The 20,897-nt window shown below is 67.8% G+C and carries 28 protein-coding genes; 4 read left to right on the plus strand and 24 right to left on the minus strand.

Annotated features, from left to right (window positions below):
- Nucleotides 1-2 precede the first annotated feature (2 nt).
- From rplQ to rplN, 17 genes are all read right to left on the minus strand, one after another.
- Nucleotides 3-404: a 50S ribosomal protein L17 gene (rplQ, locus tag NF681_17680; GenBank protein UST54077.1), complete on the minus strand. Its 402-nt coding sequence runs from the start codon at nt 402-404 to the stop codon at nt 3-5.
- Nucleotides 405-487: 83 nt separating this feature from the next.
- On the minus strand, nt 488-1,477 hold the full coding sequence (gene rpoA / locus NF681_17685) for a DNA-directed RNA polymerase subunit alpha (protein ID UST54078.1): 990 nt from the start codon (nt 1,475-1,477) through the stop codon (nt 488-490).
- 133 nt (nt 1,478-1,610) lie between these two features.
- Nucleotides 1,611-2,234, minus strand: coding sequence for a 30S ribosomal protein S4 (gene rpsD, locus NF681_17690; protein ID UST54079.1), 624 nt, complete (start codon nt 2,232-2,234; stop codon nt 1,611-1,613).
- Nucleotides 2,235-2,365: 131 nt separating this feature from the next.
- Nucleotides 2,366-2,770, minus strand: a complete 405-nt coding sequence (gene rpsK, locus NF681_17695) for a 30S ribosomal protein S11 (protein ID UST54080.1) — start codon at nt 2,768-2,770, stop codon at nt 2,366-2,368.
- Nucleotides 2,771-2,783: 13 nt separating this feature from the next.
- Nucleotides 2,784-3,149: a 30S ribosomal protein S13 gene (gene rpsM, locus NF681_17700; GenBank protein UST54081.1), complete on the minus strand. Its 366-nt coding sequence runs from the start codon at nt 3,147-3,149 to the stop codon at nt 2,784-2,786.
- A gap of 24 nt (nt 3,150-3,173) precedes the next feature.
- A complete protein-coding gene (rpmJ, locus tag NF681_17705) occupies nt 3,174-3,287 on the minus strand; it encodes a 50S ribosomal protein L36 (protein ID UST54082.1) in 114 nt (37 codons plus the stop codon).
- Between the two features lie 69 nt (nt 3,288-3,356).
- Nucleotides 3,357-4,667, minus strand: coding sequence for a preprotein translocase subunit SecY (secY, locus tag NF681_17710; GenBank protein ID UST54083.1), 1,311 nt, complete (start codon nt 4,665-4,667; stop codon nt 3,357-3,359).
- 23 nt (nt 4,668-4,690) lie between these two features.
- Complete coding sequence (gene rplO / locus NF681_17715) at nt 4,691-5,122, minus strand: 50S ribosomal protein L15 (GenBank protein UST54084.1); 432 nt, start codon at nt 5,120-5,122, stop codon at nt 4,691-4,693.
- 23 nt (nt 5,123-5,145) lie between these two features.
- Nucleotides 5,146-5,331 (minus strand): 50S ribosomal protein L30, encoded by a 186-nt coding sequence (gene rpmD / locus NF681_17720; GenBank protein ID UST54085.1) that lies wholly within the window; start codon nt 5,329-5,331, stop codon nt 5,146-5,148.
- 29 nt (nt 5,332-5,360) lie between these two features.
- On the minus strand, nt 5,361-5,879 hold the full coding sequence (gene rpsE, locus NF681_17725) for a 30S ribosomal protein S5 (protein UST54086.1): 519 nt from the start codon (nt 5,877-5,879) through the stop codon (nt 5,361-5,363).
- An 18-nt stretch (nt 5,880-5,897) separates the two neighbouring features.
- Nucleotides 5,898-6,269: a 50S ribosomal protein L18 gene (gene rplR / locus NF681_17730; protein ID UST54087.1), complete on the minus strand. Its 372-nt coding sequence runs from the start codon at nt 6,267-6,269 to the stop codon at nt 5,898-5,900.
- Nucleotides 6,270-6,277: 8 nt separating this feature from the next.
- Entirely contained in the window at nt 6,278-6,811 is a 534-nt protein-coding gene (gene rplF / locus NF681_17735; GenBank protein UST54088.1) for a 50S ribosomal protein L6, read from the minus strand.
- Between the two features lie 24 nt (nt 6,812-6,835).
- Nucleotides 6,836-7,231 carry a 30S ribosomal protein S8 gene (gene rpsH, locus NF681_17740; GenBank protein UST54089.1) on the minus strand — a complete coding sequence of 132 codons (396 nt, stop codon included), beginning with the start codon at nt 7,229-7,231 and terminating at the stop codon, nt 6,836-6,838.
- A gap of 20 nt (nt 7,232-7,251) precedes the next feature.
- Nucleotides 7,252-7,557, minus strand: a complete 306-nt coding sequence (gene rpsN, locus NF681_17745) for a 30S ribosomal protein S14 (protein ID UST54090.1) — start codon at nt 7,555-7,557, stop codon at nt 7,252-7,254.
- An 8-nt stretch (nt 7,558-7,565) separates the two neighbouring features.
- On the minus strand, nt 7,566-8,105 hold the full coding sequence (rplE, locus tag NF681_17750) for a 50S ribosomal protein L5 (GenBank protein ID UST54091.1): 540 nt from the start codon (nt 8,103-8,105) through the stop codon (nt 7,566-7,568).
- 12 nt (nt 8,106-8,117) lie between these two features.
- Entirely contained in the window at nt 8,118-8,435 is a 318-nt protein-coding gene (gene rplX / locus NF681_17755) for a 50S ribosomal protein L24 (GenBank protein ID UST54092.1), read from the minus strand.
- 13 nt (nt 8,436-8,448) lie between these two features.
- Nucleotides 8,449-8,817 (minus strand): 50S ribosomal protein L14, encoded by a 369-nt coding sequence (gene rplN, locus NF681_17760; protein ID UST54093.1) that lies wholly within the window; start codon nt 8,815-8,817, stop codon nt 8,449-8,451.
- Nucleotides 8,818-9,083: 266 nt separating this feature from the next.
- On the opposite strand from rplN, the gene proC reads away from it, so the two are divergent.
- Nucleotides 9,084-9,956: a pyrroline-5-carboxylate reductase gene (gene proC / locus NF681_17765; protein UST54094.1), complete on the plus strand. Its 873-nt coding sequence runs from the start codon at nt 9,084-9,086 to the stop codon at nt 9,954-9,956.
- 40 nt (nt 9,957-9,996) lie between these two features.
- Here the strand turns inward: proC and ubiA are convergent, their stop codons facing one another.
- The 3 genes from ubiA to NF681_17780 form a co-directional block, all read right to left on the minus strand.
- Nucleotides 9,997-10,887 (minus strand): 4-hydroxybenzoate octaprenyltransferase, encoded by an 891-nt coding sequence (gene ubiA / locus NF681_17770; GenBank protein UST54095.1) that lies wholly within the window; start codon nt 10,885-10,887, stop codon nt 9,997-9,999.
- 94 nt (nt 10,888-10,981) lie between these two features.
- On the minus strand, nt 10,982-11,584 hold the full coding sequence (locus tag NF681_17775) for a DNA starvation/stationary phase protection protein (GenBank protein UST54096.1): 603 nt from the start codon (nt 11,582-11,584) through the stop codon (nt 10,982-10,984).
- A 136-nt stretch (nt 11,585-11,720) separates the two neighbouring features.
- Complete coding sequence (locus NF681_17780; GenBank protein ID UST54097.1) at nt 11,721-12,689, minus strand: LysR substrate-binding domain-containing protein; 969 nt, start codon at nt 12,687-12,689, stop codon at nt 11,721-11,723.
- A 108-nt stretch (nt 12,690-12,797) separates the two neighbouring features.
- Here NF681_17780 and NF681_17785 point away from each other — a divergent pair, with 108 nt between their 5' ends.
- Nucleotides 12,798-13,430 (plus strand): LysE family translocator, encoded by a 633-nt coding sequence (locus tag NF681_17785; protein UST54098.1) that lies wholly within the window; start codon nt 12,798-12,800, stop codon nt 13,428-13,430.
- 5 nt (nt 13,431-13,435) lie between these two features.
- On the opposite strand, the gene recG is transcribed toward NF681_17785, so the two are convergent.
- Nucleotides 13,436-15,496: an ATP-dependent DNA helicase RecG gene (recG, locus tag NF681_17790; GenBank protein ID UST55831.1), complete on the minus strand. Its 2,061-nt coding sequence runs from the start codon at nt 15,494-15,496 to the stop codon at nt 13,436-13,438.
- Nucleotides 15,497-15,630: 134 nt separating this feature from the next.
- Nucleotides 15,631-16,635: a TIGR01777 family oxidoreductase gene (locus NF681_17795; GenBank protein ID UST54099.1), complete on the minus strand. Its 1,005-nt coding sequence runs from the start codon at nt 16,633-16,635 to the stop codon at nt 15,631-15,633.
- Nucleotides 16,636-16,759: 124 nt separating this feature from the next.
- On the opposite strand from NF681_17795, the gene queA reads away from it, so the two are divergent.
- Entirely contained in the window at nt 16,760-17,815 is a 1,056-nt protein-coding gene (gene queA, locus NF681_17800; protein UST54100.1) for a tRNA preQ1(34) S-adenosylmethionine ribosyltransferase-isomerase QueA, read from the plus strand.
- The gene (gene tgt / locus NF681_17805; protein UST54101.1) at nt 17,809-18,981 is read left to right on the plus strand and encodes a tRNA guanosine(34) transglycosylase Tgt; all 1,173 of its coding nucleotides are present in this window, start codon (nt 17,809-17,811) and stop codon (nt 18,979-18,981) included. Before queA ends, tgt begins: the two co-directional genes overlap by 7 nt.
- Here the strand turns inward: tgt and NF681_17810 are convergent.
- Nucleotides 18,953-20,014: a zinc ribbon domain-containing protein gene (locus NF681_17810; protein UST54102.1), complete on the minus strand. Its 1,062-nt coding sequence runs from the start codon at nt 20,012-20,014 to the stop codon at nt 18,953-18,955. The two genes, tgt and NF681_17810, sit on opposite strands and share 29 nt — an antisense overlap.
- A gap of 43 nt (nt 20,015-20,057) precedes the next feature.
- Nucleotides 20,058-20,858: a phosphatase PAP2 family protein gene (locus tag NF681_17815; GenBank protein ID UST54103.1), complete on the minus strand. Its 801-nt coding sequence runs from the start codon at nt 20,856-20,858 to the stop codon at nt 20,058-20,060.
- Between the last annotated feature and the right edge of the window lie 39 nt (nt 20,859-20,897).

Raw genomic sequence — 20,897 nt, forward strand, 5'->3', positions numbered from 1 at the left:
TCTTATTCTGCAGCGTCTTGCTGATTATTTTCTTCTTCCGACACTTCAGGACGATCGACCAGTTCGACGAGCGCCATCGGAGCATTGTCGCCCACACGGAAGCCCATCTTCAGAATGCGGGTGTAGCCGCCCGGACGCGCCTGGTAGCGCGGGCCGAGTTCGCCGAACAGCTTGACGACGCTGTCGCGGCTGCGCAGGCGATCGAACGCAAGACGCTTGTTGGCGAGCGTCGGATTCTTCGCCAGCGTGATCATCGGTTCGATGACGCGGCGCAGTTCCTTGGCCTTGGGGACGGTCGTCTTGATGACCTCGTGCTCGATGAGCGAGTTCATCATGTTCTGCAGCATCGCGAGGCGGTGCGAGCTGGTGCGGTTGAGTTTGCGAAGTCCGTGTCCGTGACGCATGGTGCTTTCCTTTACTTTATAAAAACAGGCAGCCGTATCAGGTACTGCCCGGTGCACTGCGGCCCTCGCGGGCCGTCAAAAAATCAACGCTTGTCGAGGCCGGCCGGCGGCCAGCTTTCGAGCTTCATGCCCAAGGTCAGGCCGCGCGAAGCAAGCACTTCCTTGATCTCGTTCAACGACTTGCGACCCAGGTTGGGGGTCTTGAGCAGTTCGTTCTCGGTGCGCTGGATCAGATCGCCGATGTAGTAGATGTTCTCGGCCTTGAGGCAGTTCGCCGAACGCACGGTGAGTTCGAGCTCGTCCACGGGACGCAGCAGGATCGGATCGAACTGCTGGGCGCTGCGCGGTGCGGGCGCATCGAATGCGGCGAGTTCGCCACCCTCGAGCTGCGCGAACACGGCGAGCTGTTCCACCAGGATCTTCGCCGAGGCACGCACCGCGTCCTCCGCGGTGATCGCACCGTTGGTCTCGATTTCGATGAGCAGCTTGTCCAGATCGGTGCGTTGTTCAACGCGCGCGCTCTCGACGGTATAGCTCACGCGCTTGACTGGCGAGAACGAGGCGTCGAGAACGATGCGACCGATCGACTTGGTCGGCTCGTCCGCATAACGGCGCATCGTGCCCGGCACATAGCCACGGCCCTTCTCGACCTTGATCTGCATGTCGAGCTTGCCGCCTTGCGACAGGTGGGCGATCACATGGTCGGGATTGATGATCTCGACGTCGTGCGGCGTCTGGATGTCGGACGCCGTGACGGCACCTTCACCGTCCTTGCGCAGGCTGAGGGTGACTTCATCGCGGTTGTGGAGCTTGAAGACCACGCCCTTGAGGTTCAGCAGGATGTTGACGACGTCTTCCTGGACGCCATCGATCGACGAGTACTCGTGGAGCACACCGGCGATGGTCACTTCGGTGGCGGAATAACCCACCATCGACGACAGCAGCACGCGACGCAGCGCATTGCCCAGCGTGTGGCCGTAGCCACGCTCGAACGGCTCCAGCGTCACCTTGGCCTTGTTGGCGGCAAGTTGCTCGACCTGGATGGTCTTGGGTTTCAGAAGGGTGGTTTGCATGCGGACTTCCTCTCAATACCCCCGGTTCGTTACACCGGTAAGGCTGGCGAAGCGCCCGACGCACGCCGTGCGTGCGCCAGGAACGAAACAGAAACAAAAACACGACGCACCGATCGGTGCGTGTTGCAGCAAATCAGCGCGAATACAGTTCGACGATCAGCGATTCATTGATGTCGGCACCGAACTCGTCGCGATCCGGGACCTTCTTGAAGGTGCCTTCGCCCTTGTCGGCATTGACCTCGACCCAGGCCGGGATGCCGACCTGCTGTGCCAGTTGCAGGGCTTCGACGATGCGGTTCTGCTTCTTCGACTTGTCGCGCACGGCAACGACGTCGCCGGTCTTGACCAAGTACGAAGGAATGTTCACCGACTGGCCATTGACCGTGATGGCCTTGTGCGAGACGAGCTGGCGCGCTTCGGCGCGGGTCGAACCGAAACCCATGCGGAAGACGACGTTGTCCAGGCGCGATTCCAGCAGGAACAGCAGATTGGCGCCGGTGTTGCCACGGCGGCGATCCGCTTCCTCGAAATAACGACGGAACTGCTTCTCCAGCACGCCGTACATGCGCTTGACCTTCTGCTTCTCGCGCAGCTGCAGGCCGTAGTCGGACGTGCGCTGACCGGAAGTGCGGCCATGCTGGCCTGGCTTCGAATCGAACTTGGCCTTGTCCTGGATGGAGCGACGAGCGCTCTTGAGGAACAGGTCCGTGCCTTCGCGGCGGGAGAGTTTGGCCTTGGGGCCGAGATAGCGTGCCACTTGATCTTCCTTCTATGTCATCTGCCGCATTGCCTGCGGGAGCCATCGGCGGCGTGCCAATGGCGGTGGGCTTGTCGTTGAAAACAAAATGCGCAGCCGCGGTGACGCGGGCTGCGCGGCACGTCAGGCGCTTAGATGCGACGACGCTTCTGCGGACGGCAACCGTTGTGCGGCACGGGCGTCACGTCAGCGATCGAATTGATGCGGATGCCGAGCGCGGCCAGCGCACGCACCGACGATTCCCGGCCCGGGCCGGGGCCCTTGATCTCGACGTCGAGGTTCTTGATGCCTTGTTCGACAGCGGCACGACCTGCGACTTCCGAAGCGACCTGGGCGGCGAAGGGCGTCGACTTGCGCGAGCCCTTGAAACCCTGACCACCCGAGGACGCCCACGACAGGGCATTGCCCTGACGGTCCGTGATCGTGATGATCGTGTTGTTGAACGAAGCGTGCACGTGGGCGATGCCGTCCGCGACGTTCTTGCGAACCTTCTTGCGAACGCGCTGTGCGGCGTTATTGGCAGGAGCTTTAGCCATGCTGTTTCAATCCTTATTTCTTCAGGGACTGCGCAGCCTTGCGCGGACCCTTGCGGGTACGGGCATTGGTGCGCGTGCGCTGGCCGCGCATCGGCAGGCCACGGCGATGACGGAACCCACGATAGCAACCGATGTCCATCAAGCGCTTGATGTTCATCGTCGTTTCGCGGCGCAGGTCGCCCTCGATCGTGAAGAGAGCGATCTGGTCGCGGATCTTCTCGAGATCGGCGTCCGTCAGATCCTTGATCTTCTTGGAATATTCGATGCCGCTCGCTTCGCAGATCTGACGGGCGCGGGTGCGACCGATGCCGAAGATGGCCGTCAGGCCGATCTCAGCGTGCTTGTGCGGCGGGATGTTGATGCCAGCAATACGTGCCATGTTCGTCCTCTAATTACGTCTCAATCAACCCTGGCGCTGTTTGTGGCGCGGGTCGGTGCAAATCACACGCACCACGCCCTTACGACGGATGACCTTGCAATTACGGCAGATGGGTTTGACCGAAGCCGAAACTCTCATTTCATTCTCCTAAAACTGTTTAACGTGACCGCCTGTCCGCAGCCTCGGAATCAATGACAACAACCGGTCCTAAGAAGGCTTGAAATTCGCCTTCTTGAGCAGCGACTCGTACTGCTGCGACATCATGTAGTTCTGCACCTGGGCCATGAAATCCATCGTGACCACCACGATGATCAACAAGGACGTCCCACCGAAATAAAACGGCACGTTGTACTTCAGTATCAGGAACTCCGGCAGCAGGCACACGAACGTGATGTACACGGCGCCCGCCAGCGTCAGCCGAACCAGGATCTTGTCGATGTAGCGTGCGGTCTGGTCACCCGGACGAATGCCCGGAATGAACGCACCGCTCTTCTTCAGGTTGTCCGCAGTCTCCTTGCTGTTGAACACGAGGGCCGTGTAGAAAAAGCAGAAGAACACGATGGCGGCCGCATAGAGCAGCACATAGATCGGCTGTCCCGGCGTCAATGCACCGGCGATGTCCTTGATCCAGCGCATGCCCTCGCCCGCGCTGAACCAGCCGACCACCGTGGCCGGCAGCAGGATGATGGACGACGCGAAGATGGGCGGGATCACGCCGGCCATGTTGAGCTTCAAGGGCAGGTGCGACGACTGGCCACCATAGACCTTGTTGCCGACCTGGCGCCGCGCGTAGTTCACGAGGATCTTGCGTTGTCCGCGTTCCACGAAAACCACGAAATAGGTCACCAGGATCACCACCGCGACGATGAAGATCGCCACGAGCACGTTCATCGCTCCCGTGCGGACCAGCTCAAGCAGCCCACCGATCGCACTGGGCAGCCCGGCCGCGATGCCCGAAAAGATCAGGATCGAGATGCCATTGCCCAAGCCGCGCTCGGTGATCTGCTCGCCCAGCCACATCAGGAAGATCGAACCGGCCGTCAGGCTGATCATCGCCGTGATGCGGAAGCCGAAGCCCGGCGAGATCACGAGGCCAGCGGAGGATTCCAATGCCACGGCGATGCTGAACGACTGGAACAGCGCCAGACCCAACGCGCCATAACGCGTGTACTGCGTGATCTTCCGGCGTCCCGACTCACCTTCCTTCTTCAATTGCTCGAAGGTGGGAAGCACATAGGTCATCAATTGCATGATGATCGATGCGGAGATGTACGGCATGATCCCCAACGCGAACACGGTGAAGCGCGACAGCGCTCCGCCCGAGAACATGTTGAACAGGCTCAGGATGCCACCTTGCTGACCCTGGAACAGCTGCGCGAGCTGATCGGGGTTGATGCCGGGCACCGGGATGTGCGCACCGATCCGGTAGACCACGAGCGCGAGCAGCAAGAAGACCAGTCGACGACGCAGGTCGCCGAACTTGCCTGTCTTCGCGAGCGTTGCTGCGTTGGTTGCCACGGAAACTTTCCTTCAGTCCAGGATCAGACGACGCTGCCGCCAGCGGCTTCGATCACCGCCTTGGCGCCGGCCGTCGCGCCGATGCCGGTCAACTTGACGGCTTTCGTCAGTTCACCGGTCTTGATGATCTTCACGACCTTCGCCATCTGACCCACCAGGCCAGCCTGCTTGAGCGCCAGCATGTCGACTTCGGCCAAGCCGAGGTTCTCCAGCGCGGTCAGGGTGACTTCGGCGTTGTACTTCAGCGTCTGCGACTTGAAGCCGCGCTTGGGCAGGCGGCGCTGCAGCGGCATCTGACCGCCTTCGAAGCCAACCTTGTGAAAGCCGCCCGAACGCGACTTCTGACCCTTGTGACCACGACCGGCGGTCTTGCCCAGACCCGAACCGATACCGCGGCCGACCCGGCGCTTGGCGTGCTTGGCGCCGGCTGCCGGCTTGATGCCATTGAGTTCCATATGCGTCTTTCCGGTGACTCTTGTCAGAGCACTTTGACCAGGTAACTGATCTTGTTGATCATGCCGCGCACGGCGGGGGTGTCCTGCAGTTCGCTCACGCTGTTGAGCTTGCGCAGACCCAGGCCGCGCACCGTCGCGCGATGCGATTCCTTGGTGCCGATCGGGCTCTTCACGAGCTGCACCTTGAGGGTTTGTTCTTGCGTCGTCATTTCGATGCTTCCGTGTACTTGATCGCCGTTCAGGCGAAGATCTCTTCGACGGTGAGGCCGCGCTTGGCAGCGACTTCGGAGGCCGTCGTGGAGTTCTTCAGGCCGTCGAGCGTGGCGCGAACCATGTTGTAGGGATTCGACGAACCATGGCTCTTGGCCACGATGTCGGTGATGCCCATGACTTCGAACACGGCGCGCATCGGGCCGCCGGCGATGATGCCGGTGCCCTTCGGGGCCGGGATCATGACGACCGAGGCGGCGCCGTGGTGACCCGTCACGCGATGGTGCAGCGTGCCGTTCTTGATGGAGATCTTCGCCAGATTGCGACGTGCCTCTTCCATCGCCTTCTGCACGGCGGCGGGCACTTCCTTGGACTTGCCCTTGCCCATGCCGACGCGACCGTCGCCGTCACCGACGACCGTCAGTGCCGCGAAACCGAGGATGCGACCGCCCTTCACCACCTTGGTGACACGGTTGATCGCGATCATCTTCTCGCGCAGACCGTCTTCGGGTCCTTCGTTCTGCGTTCTTGCCTGAATCTTTGCCATTTTGTATCTCGTGTCCGGTTAGAACTGCAGGCCGGCTTCGCGGGCCGCTTCGGCCAGGGCCTTGACACGGCCGTGGTACGCGAAACCTGCGCGGTCGAACGCCACCTTCTCGACGCCGGCCGCCTTGGCCTTCTCGGCGATGCGCTTGCCCACCGCGGTGGCGGCAGCGGCGTTGCCGCCCTTGCCCGACCCGCCCAGCGACGTGCGCAGTTCGGCTTCGGCCGTCGATGCCGTGGCGATCACCTTGGTGCCGTCGTCGGAGATGACGGTGGCATAGATGTGCAGGTTGGTGCGGTTCACCGTGAGACGGGCCACGCCCTGGGTCGCGATGCGGATGCGGGTCTGACGCGAGCGGCGCAGACGCTGTGCTTTTTTGGTCAACGTTGTCATGGCTGCCCTTACTTCTTCTTGGTCTCTTTGATCACGATCTTCTCGTCCGAGTACCGGATGCCCTTGCCCTTGTAGGGCTCGGGCGGACGGACGGCGCGAATCTCGGCGGCGATCTGACCGACACGTTGACGATCCGCGCCTTTGATCACGACTTCGGTCGCGGTCGGCGTGGTCACCGTGATGCCCTGCGGCATGTCGATGTTGACCGGGTGGGAGTACCCCACTTGCAGGTTCAGCTTGGTGCCTTGTGCAGCAGCCTTGTAGCCGACGCCCACGAGGTTGAGCTTCTTCTCGAAGCCCTTCGTGACGCCGACCACCATGTTGTTGACCAGCTGGCGCAGCGTGCCGCTCATCGCGTTCGCTTCACGCGAATCGTTGGCGGGCTCGAAGCTCAGCTTGCCGTCGTTGCTGACGACATTGACCAGGGCATTGCGGGCCAGGTTGAGCGTGCCGCCCGCACCCTTGACGCTGATCTGGTCTTCCTTGACCGACACATCCACGCCTGCGGGGATGGCGACCGGCATTTTTCCTACTCGGGACATTTCAGTTACTCCTCGATGTCTCGGTCAGGCGACGTAGCACAGGACTTCGCCGCCGACGCCATTGGCGCGGGCCTTGCGGTCCGTCATCACGCCTTGAGGGGTGGTGACGATGGCGACACCGAGTCCGTTCTGGACTTGCGGGATCGTCGTGCTGGACTTGTAGACGCGCAGGCCGGGGCGGCTCACGCGTTCGATGCGCTCGATGACGGGGCGACCGGCATAGTACTTCAGGTCGATGACGAGTTCGGACTTGCCGTCTTCGGTCTTGACCTGGAATCCGTCGATGTAGCCTTCGTCCTTCAGCACCTGTGCGATCGCGACCTTCACCTTGGAAGACGGGATCGACACGGTGGGCTTCGCCACCATCTGCGCATTGCGGATGCGCGTCAGCAGGTCGGCGATGGGATCACTCATGCTCATGTTGTTTGCTCCTGCCTGGCTTACCAGCTGGCCTTGGTGACACCGGGGATGTCGCCATTGAAAGCCAGTTCGCGGATCTTGGCGCGGGCCAGACCGAACTGACGGAACGTGCCACGCGGGCGACCGGTGATCTCGCAGCGGTTGCGCTGGCGGGTCGGGTTCGCGTTGCGGGGCAGCTTCTGCAGGCCGAGACGGGCCTGGGCGCGCTCTTCGTCGCTCTTGCTCATGTCGTTGGAGGCAGCCTTGAGCTCGGCATGCTTGGCGGCGTACTTGGCGACGAGCTTGTCGCGCTTGAGTTCGCGCTGGATCAGGGATTGTTTGGCCACGGTTCGCCTCAGTTCTTGAACGGGAAACGGAAGCCGGCGAGAAGCGCCTTGGCTTCCTCGTCGTTCTTGGCCGTCGTCGTGATGCTGATGTTGAGACCGCGCAGGGCATCGACCTTGTCGTATTCGATCTCGGGGAAAATGATCTGTTCCTTGACGCCGATGTTGTAGTTGCCACGGCCGTCGAAGGCGCGACCGGAAATACCACGGAAGTCACGCACCCGCGGCAGGGCCACGGTCACGAAACGGTCCAGGAATTCATACATCTGCACGCCGCGCAGCGTGACCATGCAGCCGATGGGCTGGTTCTCGCGGATCTTGAAACCGGCGATGGCCTTCTTCGACTTGGTGACCACGGGCTTCTGGCCGGCGATCTTGGTGAGGTCGGCGACGGCGTTGTCGAGGACCTTCTTGTCGGCGACCGCTTCGCCCACACCCATGTTGAGCGTGATCTTGGTCAGACGCGGGACCTGCATCGGCGAGGTGTAGCCGAACTTCTCGGTCAGGTCTTTCGCGATCTTCTCGCGGTAGATTTGTTGGAGACGTGCCATGTGAGTCTTTCCTTAGGCGATCTTGATTTCGTCGCCGCTGGACTTGAAAACGCGCACGCGCTTGCCGTCCGTGATCTTGATGCCCACGCGATCGGCCTTGCCGGTCGCGGCATTGAAGATCGCCACGTTCGATTGATGGATCGGCATGGTCTTCTCGACGATGCCACCGGTCGTGCCCTTGAGGGGGTTCGGCTTGGTGTGCTTCTTGACGGTATTGATGCCGTCGACGATCAGGTGCGAGTCGTCCTTGCGCAGCGAAACGGTGCCGCGCTTGCCCTTGTCGCGTCCGGTCAGCACGATGACCTGGTCGCCCTTGCGAATCTTGTTCATGACGGGGTTGTCCTTACAGAACTTCGGGTGCCAGCGACACGATCTTCATGAACTTCTCGGTGCGCAGTTCGCGCGTGACCGGTCCGAAGATGCGGGTGCCGATGGGCTCCAGCTTGGCGTTGAGCAGAACGGCGGCGTTGCCGTCGAACTTGACGAGCGAGCCGTCGGCGCGACGGATGCCCTTGGCGGTGCGAACCACCACTGCGCTGTAGATCTCGCCCTTCTTGACGCGACCCCGCGGAGCGGCTTCCTTGATGCTCACCTTGATGACGTCGCCCACGCTGGCATAGCGCCGCTTGGAACCGCCGAGCACCTTGATGCACAGGACGGATTTCGCGCCTGTGTTGTCGGCCACTTCGAGCCTGGATTCAGTTTGGATCATTTCGATTGGTTCCCAACTTGTACCGGGCGCCGCCTGCTGGCGATGATCCCGATCAGTCTTGGGCCCGTCGTCCGCACCCCAAACCACTTGGGGCGCTTCCGCTGGGCAGAAGCTTCGCCTTTTTGAAGCGAAGCCCGCGATTTTGACAGGTCCGAAACACCTTGTCAACCGCTGCTTCGCGAGTCGATCCGTGGGCCGTCGCGGCGCGGCGACAATCAAGGCTCGCTCCGTTCGCCTTCCTCGTCGCCTGCCAAGGAACCTCCGCCATGCCATCGCCCGCTCCCGCGCCAACCGCTTCGTCGACCGCTTCCCCGTCCGCCGCATCGCTGCCGCCGATCGCCTTCATCGGCGGGGGCAACATGGCCAGCGCCATCCTGGGCGGCCTGATCCGTGAGGGCCTGCCGACCGGGTCGGTCGAGGTCGTCGAACCGTTCGAGGAGGCGCGGGCGCGCCTCGCGCGCCAGTTCGGCGTCACCGCCCGGGCGTCCGCCGGTCCGGCGCTCGGACGCTGCGCGCTGGTCGTCTGGGCCGTGAAGCCCCAGAGCTTCGCCGAGGCCGCGGCCGCGGCCGGTCCCCACGCCCGGGACGCGCTGCACCTCAGCGTGGCCGCGGGCATTCCGTCGGCGAGCATCGCGCGCTGGCTGGGCACGGAGGCGATCGTGCGCGCCATGCCGAACACGCCGGCGCTGGTCGGCCAGGGCATGACCGGCCTCTTCGCGCGCGCCGACGTGCCCGCCGAGGGACGCGCGCGGGTCGAACACGTGCTGGCGCCGACGGGCGAACTCATGTGGGTCGACGCCGAACCGGCGCTCGACGCCGTGACGGCGATGTCGGGTTCGGGTCCGGCCTACGTGTTCTATTTCATCGAGGCCATGACCGAGGCCGGCGTCGAGATGGGACTGACGCCGGCGCAGGCGCGGCGTCTGGCCATCGGCACGTTCACGGGCGCGTCGGCGCTGGCGCGGTCGGCCGACGAGCCGCCCGAGGTGCTGCGCGCGCGCGTCACGTCCAAGGGCGGCACGACCTACGCGGCCCTGCAGTCCATGGAAGCGGCCGAGGTCAAGGCACGTTTCAAGACGGCGATCCGTGCCGCCGAACAACGGGCGGGCGAACTGGCGCAGGAGTTCGGCCGCGCCTGAGAAGGCCGTCGGGACGTCCTGGCGCACCCGCGCCGTTCGGTCAGCGCGACGCGAAAGCGGCCACGATGCCCGCGAACACCGCGAACCCCAGCCAGTGATTGAGGCGAAAGGCCTTGAAGCAGCCGTCGCGCGTGCGGTCGTGGATCAGCCGCCAGTGCCAGAGCGCCTGGACCGCCGCTAAGGCGATGCCGGCCCAGAACGGCATGCCCAGGCCGGCACGCAGGCCGCAGACACCCCAGAGCAGCAGGAAGGCGCCGTAGCACAGCATCACCGCCGCGACGTCGAAACGGCCGAAAGTGATGGCCGAGGTCTTCATGCCGATCCTCAGGTCGTCGTCGCGGTCGACCATGGCGTATTCGGTGTCGTAGGCCAGCACCCAGGCCAGGTTGCCGGCCAGCAGCAGCCAGCCTTGCGCCGGCACCCGGGCCAGGGCGTCGCGCATCGGCACGTCCGCGCCCCCCGCCGCGCAGAAGGCCATCGGGATGCCGATCGAGAACGCCACGCCCAGCACCGCCTGAGGCAGCGACACGAAGCGCTTGGCGAACGGATACGCCAGCGTCACCGCCAGCCCGGCGAAGGACCAAGCGATCACCGCCGCGTTCGTGGTCAGCGCGAGTCCGAAGGCTGCCAGCGCCAGCACGGCGCCCAGCCCCAGCGCCTCGCGGGTGGAGACGGCGCCACTCGTCACCGGCCGCTGCGCCGTGCGCTTGACGTGGCGATCGAAGTCGCGGTCGGCGACGTCGTTGACGCAGCAGCCGGCGCTGCGCATCAGGATCGTGCCGAGCACGAACACCACCAGCAGGTGCCAGCCCGGCCACCCACCCGCGGCGAACCACAGCGCCCCCAGCGTCGGCCACAGCAGCAGCAGCCACCCGGCCGGCCGGTTCCAGCGGATCAGATCGAGGTACAGCGCCACGCGGCCGCGAGCCATGGTCGAAGCTCCCAATGAAAAGAGCGGCATTGTGCCGCTCGTGGATCCGCCGACGTCCGCCGTGCGCGCCCTGCGGCGCGCGGCGGGACCGGGCTCACTCCTCCAGGAGGGAGCGCAGCATCCAGGCGGTCTGGTCGTGGACCGTGCAGCGCGCGGTCAGCATGTCGGCCGTCGGGTCGTCGCCGGCCTCCTCGGCCACGGGGATGAACTCGCGCGCGATGCGCGAGACGGTCTCGTGGCCCTTGACCAGGATGCGCACCATCTCCATCGCCCTGGGCGGGTTCTGGGGGACGTCGGGCACGGTGGCGATCTTGCTGAACTCGGCATACGAGCCGGGCGCGTAGTGGCCCAGGGCGCGGATGCGCTCGGCGATGACGTCGGTCGAGTTCCACAGTTCGGTGTACTGGTCCATGAACATCGCGTGGAGCGAGTTGAAGTGCGGCCCGGTGACGTTCCAGTGGAAGTTGTGGGTCGTGAGGTAGAGCGTGTAGGTGTCGGCCAGCACACGGCTCAGGCCCTCGGCGATCGCCGCGCGGTCCTGCCGCTCGATGCCGATGTTGATGATGGGCGCGTTGCGGCCACCCGATTCCTGCGCGACCGGCACCTCGCCCTTGGTGGGCACGGTGCCTTCGCCGGCGTCGGGCGCCTCGAAGGTCGACTTGATCTTCTTCACGGATTTACCATTTTCCTTGGCCATGACGGGGTCCTTTTGACTGGGTGGGTGACGTTGGGTGGGAAGGGGTCCGGATCGCCACCGGCCCTGCGGGGACGGGCGACGCTCGAGACCGGACGACCGATGGTGGCAGCTTCGACGCGCGTCGCGTGTCGGCCAATCACGAAAGCCGCATCACGCCCGGGAGTTCGCAGGCGTAGATCGCGTTGCGCAGCGCCGCGATGGCTTCGTAGCGGGTGAAGCTGCGGCGCCAGGCCAGCACCACGCGCCGGGTCGGCGGCGGGCGGTCCTTGCCGTCGTCCACGGGCAGGTAGCGCACCATCGCCGGCTCGGCATCGCCACGCCCCCCCGACGCCGGCGTCATGGCCTCGGGCGGCACCGACAGGCGTGGCACCAGCGTCACGCCCATGCCCGAGGCCACCATGTGCTTGATGGTCTCCAGCGACGACCCCTCGAAGCTCTTGCGGATGCCCTCGGCGTTGCTGGAAAAGCGCGCGAACTCGGGGCAGACCTCCAGCACGTGGTCGCGGAAGCAGTGACCGGTGCCCAGCAGCAGCATGGTCTCGCTCTTGAGTTCCTCGGAGGTGATGGACCGGCGCGCCGCCAGCGGATGACCCACCGGCACCACGGCGACGAAGGGCTCGTCGTAGAGCGGCGCGAGCGCCAGGTTGGTGTCGGGAAAGGGCTCGGCCATGATGGCGCAGTCGATCTCGCCGGCGCGCAGCATCTCCAGCAGCCGGGTGGTGAAATGCTCCTGCAGCATCAGCGGCATCTGGGGCGTGCGAGCGATGTTCTGGCGCACCAGGTCGGGCAGCAGGTAAGGACCGATGGTGTAGATGATCCCGAGGTTCAGGGGACCGGAGAGCGGGTCCTTTCCCCGCTTGGCGATCTCCCTGATGCTGGCGGCCTGTTCCAGGACGCTCTGGGCCTGCTGCACGATCTGGCCGCCCAGCGGCGTGACCGTGACCTCGGTGGCGCTGCGCTCGAACAGCTTCACCTCCAGCTCGTCCTCCAGCTTCTTGATCGCCACGGACAGCGTCGGCTGGGAGACGTGGCAGGCTTCCGCCGCCTTGCCGAAATGTCGCTCCCGCGCGACCGCGACGATGTATTTGAGTTCGGTGAGGGTCATAGGGTCGGCAGAATTATGCGCAGGCCGGCGGCACCCGCGGGGAGCGTCCCGCGATGGGCCTTCACGCTTCCCGTCTCTTCGTTCCACCGCCCCGCCATCCATCACGCCATGACCCTGTCCACCTACCTGCTCTACCTGCCGGCGTGTTTCGCGCTGAACCTGGCCTTCGGTCCCAACAACCTGCTGTCGGTCACCAATGGCGCGCGCCACGGCGTGGGCGTCGCGGTGCGGGCCGCGTCGGGCCGGCTGGCGGCCTTCGCGCTGATGATCGCCATCGCCGGCCTGGGCATGGGCGCCGTGCTGGCGGCCTCCGAGATCGCCTTCGGCGCCCTCAAGTGGCTGGGTGCGGCCTACCTGGTGTGGCTCGGCGTGCGACTGCTGCGCGCGCCGGCTCCGACCATGGGGGACGCCGCCGCGGCCGGCCCGGCGTCGCCGCCGTCGCGCCGGGCGCTGGCCCGCCAGGAATTCACCGTCGCCATGAGCAATCCGAAGGCGATCCTGATCTTCACCGCCTTCCTGCCGCAGTTCGTCGCGCCCGACGCCTACGCCACGAGCTACCTGCTACTGGGCACGACCTTCCTGGTGCTGGAGACGGTCGCGATCGCGCTCTACGCGCTCCTGGGCGCCCGGATGCGCACGCTGGCGCGCAGCGGTGGCGCGATGCGCGGGTTCAACCGCGCGAGCGGCGCGATGATGATCGGCTTCGGCCTGCTGCTGGCCTTCGCCCGCCGGCCGTCCTGAGGCCCTCACGCCTTCAGGTACTGCGACTTGCCCCCGAGCCAGCGCTCGACGTGGCGTTCGGCCAGTTCCGGGTGCCGCTCCAGCATCCTCGGCGCCAGCTCGCGCGCCCAGTCGAGCAGCAGCGCGTCCTCCTCGAGGTCGGCGAACCGCAGCAGCGGCGCGCCCGACTGCTTGGCGCCCAGGAATTCACCGGGCCCGCGGATCTCCAGGTCGCGCCGGGCGATCTCGAAGCCGTCGCCGGTCTCGGCCATCGCCTTCAGGCGCGCGCGCGCCGTCTCGCCGACCCGGCCGGCCTCGTTGGGCGCGTAGAGCAGCACGCAGGCCGACGCCGCCGCGCCGCGACCGACGCGCCCGCGCAGCTGGTGGAGCTGCGACAGGCCGAAGCGCTCGGCATGCTCGATGACCATCAGCGAAGCGTTGGGCACGTCCACGCCGACCTCGATCACGGTGGTGCTGACCAGCACCTGGACCGCGTTGGCGGTGAAGCGCGCCATGACGTCCTGCTTCTCGGGCGTGGGCATGCGCGAGTGGAGCAGGCCGACCTCGACGCCCGCTCCCAGCATCCCGGCGAGCTCGTCGCGCGTCTCGGTGGCGTTGCGCAGGTCGACGGCCTCGCTCTCCTCGATCAGCGGACAGACCCAGTAGACCTGCCGGCCCTGCGCGAGCTGGGAGCGGATGCGCCCGACGACCTCGTCGCGCCGGTGCTCGGCCACCAGCTTGGTGACGATGGGCGTGCGCCCGGGCGGCAGCTCGTCCAGCGTGGAGACGTCGAGGTCGGCGTAGTAGCTCATCGCCAGGGTGCGCGGGATGGGCGTGGCGGTCATCATCAGCAGGTGCGGCTCCAGCGCGACGGCGCCGGCGCCGGGGGCCGCGCCCGGCACGGATTCGAGGGCCGCCTTGCCACGCAGGGCCAGGCGCTGGGCGACGCCGAAGCGGTGCTGCTCGTCGATGATCGCCAGCCCCAGCCGACGGAAGCGCGTCTTCTCCGAGATCACGGCGTGCGTGCCGATCACCAGCGCCGCCTCGCCGCTCTCGACGGCGGCCGACATGTGGTCGCGCTCCTTCTTCTTCTGGCTGCCGGTGAGCCAGGCCACGCGCTGGCCGCGCGCGGCCAGCAGGGGGTCGAGCCAGCCGACGAGCTTGCCGAAGTGCTGGGCCGCGAGGATCTCGGTGGGCGCCATCAGCGCGCACTGGAAGCCCGCGTCGATGGCGCGCGCCGCCGCCAGCGCCGCCACCACCGTCTTGCCCGAGCCGACGTCGCCCTGGAGCAGCCGATGCATCGGCACCTCGCGCGCCAGGTCGGCCGTGATCTCCGCTCCCACGCGCCGCTGCGCGCCGGTCAGGCCGAACGGCAGCACGGCCAGCAGCCGCGCGTGCAGGCTGTCGCCGGCCGCCGACGGCGCCAGCACCGGGGCGCGCTGCGCCGCGCGTTCGCGCCGGGCCTGCATCTGCGAGAGCTGCTGGGCCAGCAGTTCCTCGGCCTTCAGGCGCTGCCAGGCCGGATGGCTGCGGTCCTCCAGCGCGGCGATGGAGACGTCGGGCGCCGGGTAGTGCAGGAAGTGCAGGGCCTGGCGCAGGTCCCAGGCGCCTTCCAGCGCCGCCTCGGGCGGCACCGTCTCGTCGAGGCGCGCGCGCGCCAGCCCGGCGCGCACCTCGCGCCGCAGCATCGGCTGCGCGAGGCCGGCGACGGTCGGGTAGACCGGCGTGAGCGCCTCGGGCAGTTCGGTGCCGGCCGCCTTCACGGCCGGATGCATCATCTGCCGCCCGAGGAAGCCGCCACGCACCTCCCCGCGCACCCGCACCCGGGCGCCGACGGCGAGCTGGGCCTGCATCGACGGATAGAAGTTGAAGAACCGCAGCTGGCAGGTGTCGCTGCCGTCGTCGACCATCACGACCAGCTGCCGGCGCGGCCGCCAGCCGACCTCGCTCTGGGTGACCACGGCCTCGATCTGCGCCACGTCGCCGTCATGGACGTCGGCCAGGCGGACGATGCGCGTCTCGTCCTCGTAGCGCATCGGCAGGTAGAGCGCGAAGTCGATGTCGCGCACCAGGCCGAGCTTGCGCAGGGCGCGCTGGGCGAGGCTCGGGCCGGTGCCGGGCGGCGTCGGGCGCGCGGCGGGGGCGGCCGGCGCGGGACCTGCGGCGGCGGCCGGTGACCGGGCCGCGCCGGGGGCGGTGGAAGCGGAGGCGCGTGGCACGGTCAGCGCAGGTCCTGCAAGGCGGCGCGCGCGTCGGGGAAGCGGAAGCGGAACCCGGTCGCCAGGAGGCGCGTGGGCGCGACGCGCTGGCCCTCGAGCAGGATGTCGGCCTGCTCGCCGAGCGCGAGGCGCACCGGCGCCGCCGGGGTCGGCAGCCAGAACGGCCGGTGCAGCACGTCTGCGGCCGTCCGCATGAAATCCTCCTGCGACAACGCCCCCGGCGCCGTGAAGTTCCAGGCCTGGGGCGAGGCCGCGTCGTCCGCCCGCGCGGCGGCGCGGCACCAGACGTGCGCCATGCCGCGCACGACGTCCCGCACGTGCACCCACGACAGCGTCTGGCGGCCGCTGCCCAGGCGCCCGCCCACGCCCAGGCGCACCGGCAGCAGCAGCCGGGGCAGCGAGCCCCCGTGGCCCATGACGAAACCGAAGCGCGCGAGCGCCACGTGCACGCCCAGCCGGCTCGCGGCGCCGGCGGCGGCCTCCCAGCGCTGGCACAGCCGCGACATGAAGATCGCCTGCGACGGGCTCGACTCGGTCAGCACCGCCGGATCGCCCTGGCGCTGCACGCCGTAGTAGCCGATGGCCGAGCCGGAGATCAGCAGCCAGGGCCGCTGCGCCAGCGTCCCGATCCAGGCCACCAGCGTGGTCGTCAGGCCTTCGCGGCTGCGCAGGAGCTCGGTCTTGCGCCGCTCGCTCCAGCGCGGCCCGACGATCGGCGAGCCCGCCAGGTTGACGACCACGTCGATGCCCGGCGCCGCGCCGAGGTCCTCCAGCCGCGCCACGCAGCGCACGGCCGCCTCGAAGCGCGCGGCGCCGGGGTCGCGCGTCCACACGCTGACCGCATGGCCGTCGGCGCGCAGGGCGGCGACGAGTTCGCGGCCGATGAAGCCGGTGCCGCCGGTGACCAGCACGTGCTGCGCCCGGTCGCCGAAGCGCGGCGGCGCGTCCGGATCCTGCGGCGAGAAGGCCGGCGCAAGGGCCGGACGAGGATCGGGTGACGGACTCATGGATCGATTCTGCCGCCATGGGAGAATCGCGGCCGCTTTTTCCGCCCCCGCCGACCGGCACGCCGGCCGCCCCTTCCCTTCCCTTCCGCCACCTTGGCACGGGCCCGTCCGGCCCTCAAGCACCATGCGCGCCTTCACGCTCTCCGATTTCGACTTCGTCCTGCCCCCCGACCTGGTGGCGCAGCATCCCGCCGCCGAACGCACCTCCTCACGCCTGCTCGACGGCACGCGCGACGCCCCGGTCGACCGCATCTTCCGCGACCTCCCGGACCTGCTGCGCGCGGGCGACCTGCTGGTCTTCAACGACACCCGCGTCGTCAAGGCACGGCTCTTCGGCGAGAAGCCCACCGGCGGCCGGCTCGAGCTGCTGGTCGAGCGCGTGCTCGCCGACGGCGAGGTCGTCGCCCACATGAAGGTCAGCAAGAAGCCGCCCGTGGGCACGGTGCTGGCGATGGTCGGCGGCTTCACGGCGACCCTGCTCGGGCGCTGGCCGACCGACGACGGCGCCCTGTTCCGCTTCGCCTTCGCGAGCGAGGCGGGCGAGGACGCCTACGCCCTGATGGCGCGCTGCGGTCACGTGCCGCTGCCGCCCTACATCGAGCACACCGACTCGGCCGACGACGAACGCCGCTACCAGACCGTGTTCGCGCGCGTGCCCGGCGCCGTGGCGGCGCCCACCGCCGCCCTGCACTTCGACGAGGCCCTGCTGGCGCGGCTCGAAGCCGGCGGCGTGCGGCGCGCCAGCGTCACGCTGCACGTGGGCGCGGGCACCTTCCAGCCGGTGAAGACCGAGAACATCGCCGAGCACACCATGCACGCCGAGCGCTATGACGTGCCCGAGGCCACGCAGCGCGCCATCGCCGAGTGCAAGGCGCGCGGCGGCCGCGTCGTCGCCGTGGGTACGACCACCGTGCGCACCCTGGAATCTTGGGCGGCGAGCGGCGAGGCCGCCGGCGACACCCGCATCTTCATCACGCCGGGCTTCGCCTTCCGCCACGTCGACCTGCTGCTGACCAACTTCCACCTGCCCAAGAGCACCCTGATGATGCTGGTCAGCGCCCTGGCGGGGTACGAGCGCGTGATGGCGCTCTACGCCCACGCCATCGCCCACCGCTACCGGTTCTTCAGCTATGGCGACGCCATGCTGCTGGAACGCACCTCCGGAGACGCCACATGCTGAATTTCGACCTCCTCGCCACCGACCCCACGAGCCACGCCCGGCGCGGCACGCTCACGCTCAACCACGGCGTGGTGCAGACGCCGATCTTCATGCCCGTGGGCACCTACGGCACCGTCAAGGGCGTGATGCCGCGCAGCCTGGAGGAGATGGGCGCGCAGATCATCCTGGGCAACACCTTCCACCTGTGGATGCGCCCCGGCCTCGACGTCATGGCGGGCTTCGGCGGGCTGCACGCGTTCGAGAAATGGCGCAAGCCCATCCTGACCGACTCGGGCGGCTTCCAGGTCTGGTCGCTCGGCGCGATGCGCAAGATCAGCGAGGAAGGCGTGAAGTTCGCCTCGCCCGTCAACGGCGACAAGCTCTTCCTCACGCCCGAGGTCTCGATGCAGATCCAGACCATCCTGGACAGCGACATCGTCATGCAGTTCGACGAATGCACGCCCTACGACACCGCCGGCCACATCACGACCGAGGCCGAGGCGCGCACGTCGATGGAACTGAGCCTGCGCTGGGCCAGGCGCTGCCGCACGGAGTTCGCGCGCCTCGAGAACCGCAACGCGCTCTTCGGCATCGTGCAGGGCGGCATGTTCGAGGGCCTGCGCGAGGAATCCCTGGCGCAGCTCGTCGAGATGGATTTCCCCGGCTACGCCATCGGCGGCGTGAGCGTGGGCGAGCCCAAGGACGAGATGCTGCGCATCATGGCCCACACGCCGCACAAGCTGCCCGCGCACAAGCCGCGCTACCTCATGGGCGTGGGCACGCCCGAGGACCTGGTGCAGGGCGTGGCCGACGGCGTCGACATGTTCGACTGCGTGATGCCGACGCGCAACGCGCGCAACGGCACGATGTTCACGCGCTTCGGCGACCTGAAGATGCGCAACGCCCGCCACAAGACCGATCCGCGACCGGTCGACCCGAGCTGCACCTGCCACGCCTGCGCGGGCACGTCGGGCGTCAGCTGGGACGACGGCGGCCGCGAGGGCTTCAGCCGCGCCTACCTGCACCACCTCGACCGCTGCGGCGAGATGCTCGGCCCGATGCTGTGCACCATCCACAACCTGCACTACTACCTCAACCTGATGCGCGAGGTCCGCGAGGCGCTCGACGCCGGGGGCTTCGCCGAGTTCCGCCTGCGCTTCAGGCAGGACCGGGCGCGAGGGGTCTGACGCCTGCGGCGGCGCCGCAGGCGTGGCAGAACTTCGAGAACGCGCTCTTGCGCGTGCCGCAGGCGCCGCAACGGTCGTGCAGCCCGATGCCGCAATGCGGGCAGAAGTCGATCGCCGGGTTCTTCAGGTCGACCGGGCGCTCGCAGCCCGGACACGCGCCCTGGGCCAGCCGCACCAGCGCGGTGTCGTAGCTCAGGGCCTCGCGCCGCGCCACGTCGGGCCGGGTCTCGGCCAGGCGCTGCCGCTCCAGGTAGCGGTTGAGCGCCACGATGGCGTACCGCCCGACCAGCACCGTCACCACGATGCCGACCGCGTAGCGCACGTAGCCGCCATAGCTCGGCAGGTAGGGCACCAGCTCGACGAAGAACGCGAACAGCGCGAAGAAGACGAAGCCCCAGACGAAGGGCCACCACGTGCTCCTGCGCTTCCTCGCGAACAGCCAGCCGGCGGCGACCAGCAGCGGCAGCGTCAGCGCGAGCCGGTAGCCGAACACACGCAGCTCGGCACTGCGCCCGGCGGCGTCGAGCTGCTGCTGCGCCGCCTGCTCCAGCACGTCCAGGCGCTGCCGGGCCGCCTCCCCGGCCTGCTGCGCATCGAGCGCGGCCTGGCGCGGCGCGGCGACGCGCTGCTGGGCGGCCTCCTCGGCATCCTTGAGCGCGTCGAGCGCGCGGGTGCGCTCGATCAGCTCCGCGTCCTGCCCGGGCAGCGCGGTGGCGCGTCGTGTCGCCAGCCAGTTGCCGAAGGTCTCGCGCGCGTTGGTGCTGGCCTGCGCGGCGGCGTCCTGGGCGAGCTGCGCCTGCGCCTCGTCGCGCGCCGCGCGTTGCGCGGTGGCGTCGGCCTCTCGGATCGCGGCACGCAGCGGCTCGGCGGCGTCGCGATCGAGGAAGTCGTCGAGCTGCAGCGTGCCCTCGACCTGCGGCAGGTCGCCCACCACGGTGCCGCCCAGGCCGATCAGGAAGCCGGCGAACACCACCGCCACCGCCCACAGGCCACGGCGGAACCATGTCTCCGACAGACGCAAGGACCTGCTCATCGATCGCTCCCTTCCTTCAACCTCGGACCGGCGCGCCGGCGCTTCATGGATCGCGCGGCGACAAGGCCTCCGGCGTGCCGGTGCCGCGCGTGCCGCCGCGCTCGGGACCGAACAGGTCCATGCGCTTGAACGGCCGATCGATGCCCGCCATGCGCATGGCGATGCGCTCGAGCAGCTGGTGCGTGGGCGCCGGCGCGTTCGGCCCGAAAAAGACCAGCGGCACCAGCAGGACCAGCAGCAGCGCCGGGTGCGCGCGCGGCGGCCGGGTGCTGCGCCACGCGATGGCGAGGAAGGCCGTGCTCGCGAGGGCACCGACCAGGAAGCCGGCGACGACCTCGGAGACGGAATGCGCACGCAGCGCGAGGCGCGAGATGCCGATCGCCGCGCCCAGGGCCCAGCCGGCCAGCACGGCGGCGCGGCGCAGCCGGTCGTCGCCCCGGTCCGTGCCGGGGACGCCAGTGGCGAGACGCGCCCCGACGCCCGGCGAAGCACGCCGCAGCGCCGGCGCCGCACCCACGGGCTGCGGATGACGCCGCTGCCAGGCCGTCGCCATCAGCCACAGCGCGACCGGCCACAGCGCGGTGCCGATGGCGGTGTGGCCACTGAAGCCGGTGAAGTTGAGGCGCGCGCTGCCGATGCCCCAGCCCATGAAGGCCAGCTTCGAGGCCATCACCGCGAGCCCGCACAACCCGAACACCACGCACCACGTCAATGCCGGGCGGCGCAGGCCATGGCCCACGCGCAGCAGCACCAGCGCGATGAACACCGCGACCGGCAACAGCAGACCGCTGTCGCCCAGCCACGTGAAGGTCCGCCAGGCGCTCCTGGGCAGCAGACCGAACACATTCTGTAGAGCACTTCCCAAACCATCCGTCCTTTTCTT

It is taken from the genome of Comamonadaceae bacterium OTU4NAUVB1 (genome assembly GCA_024372625.1).
In the GTDB taxonomy this organism is placed as follows: Bacteria; Pseudomonadota; Gammaproteobacteria; order Burkholderiales; family Burkholderiaceae_C; genus Variovorax.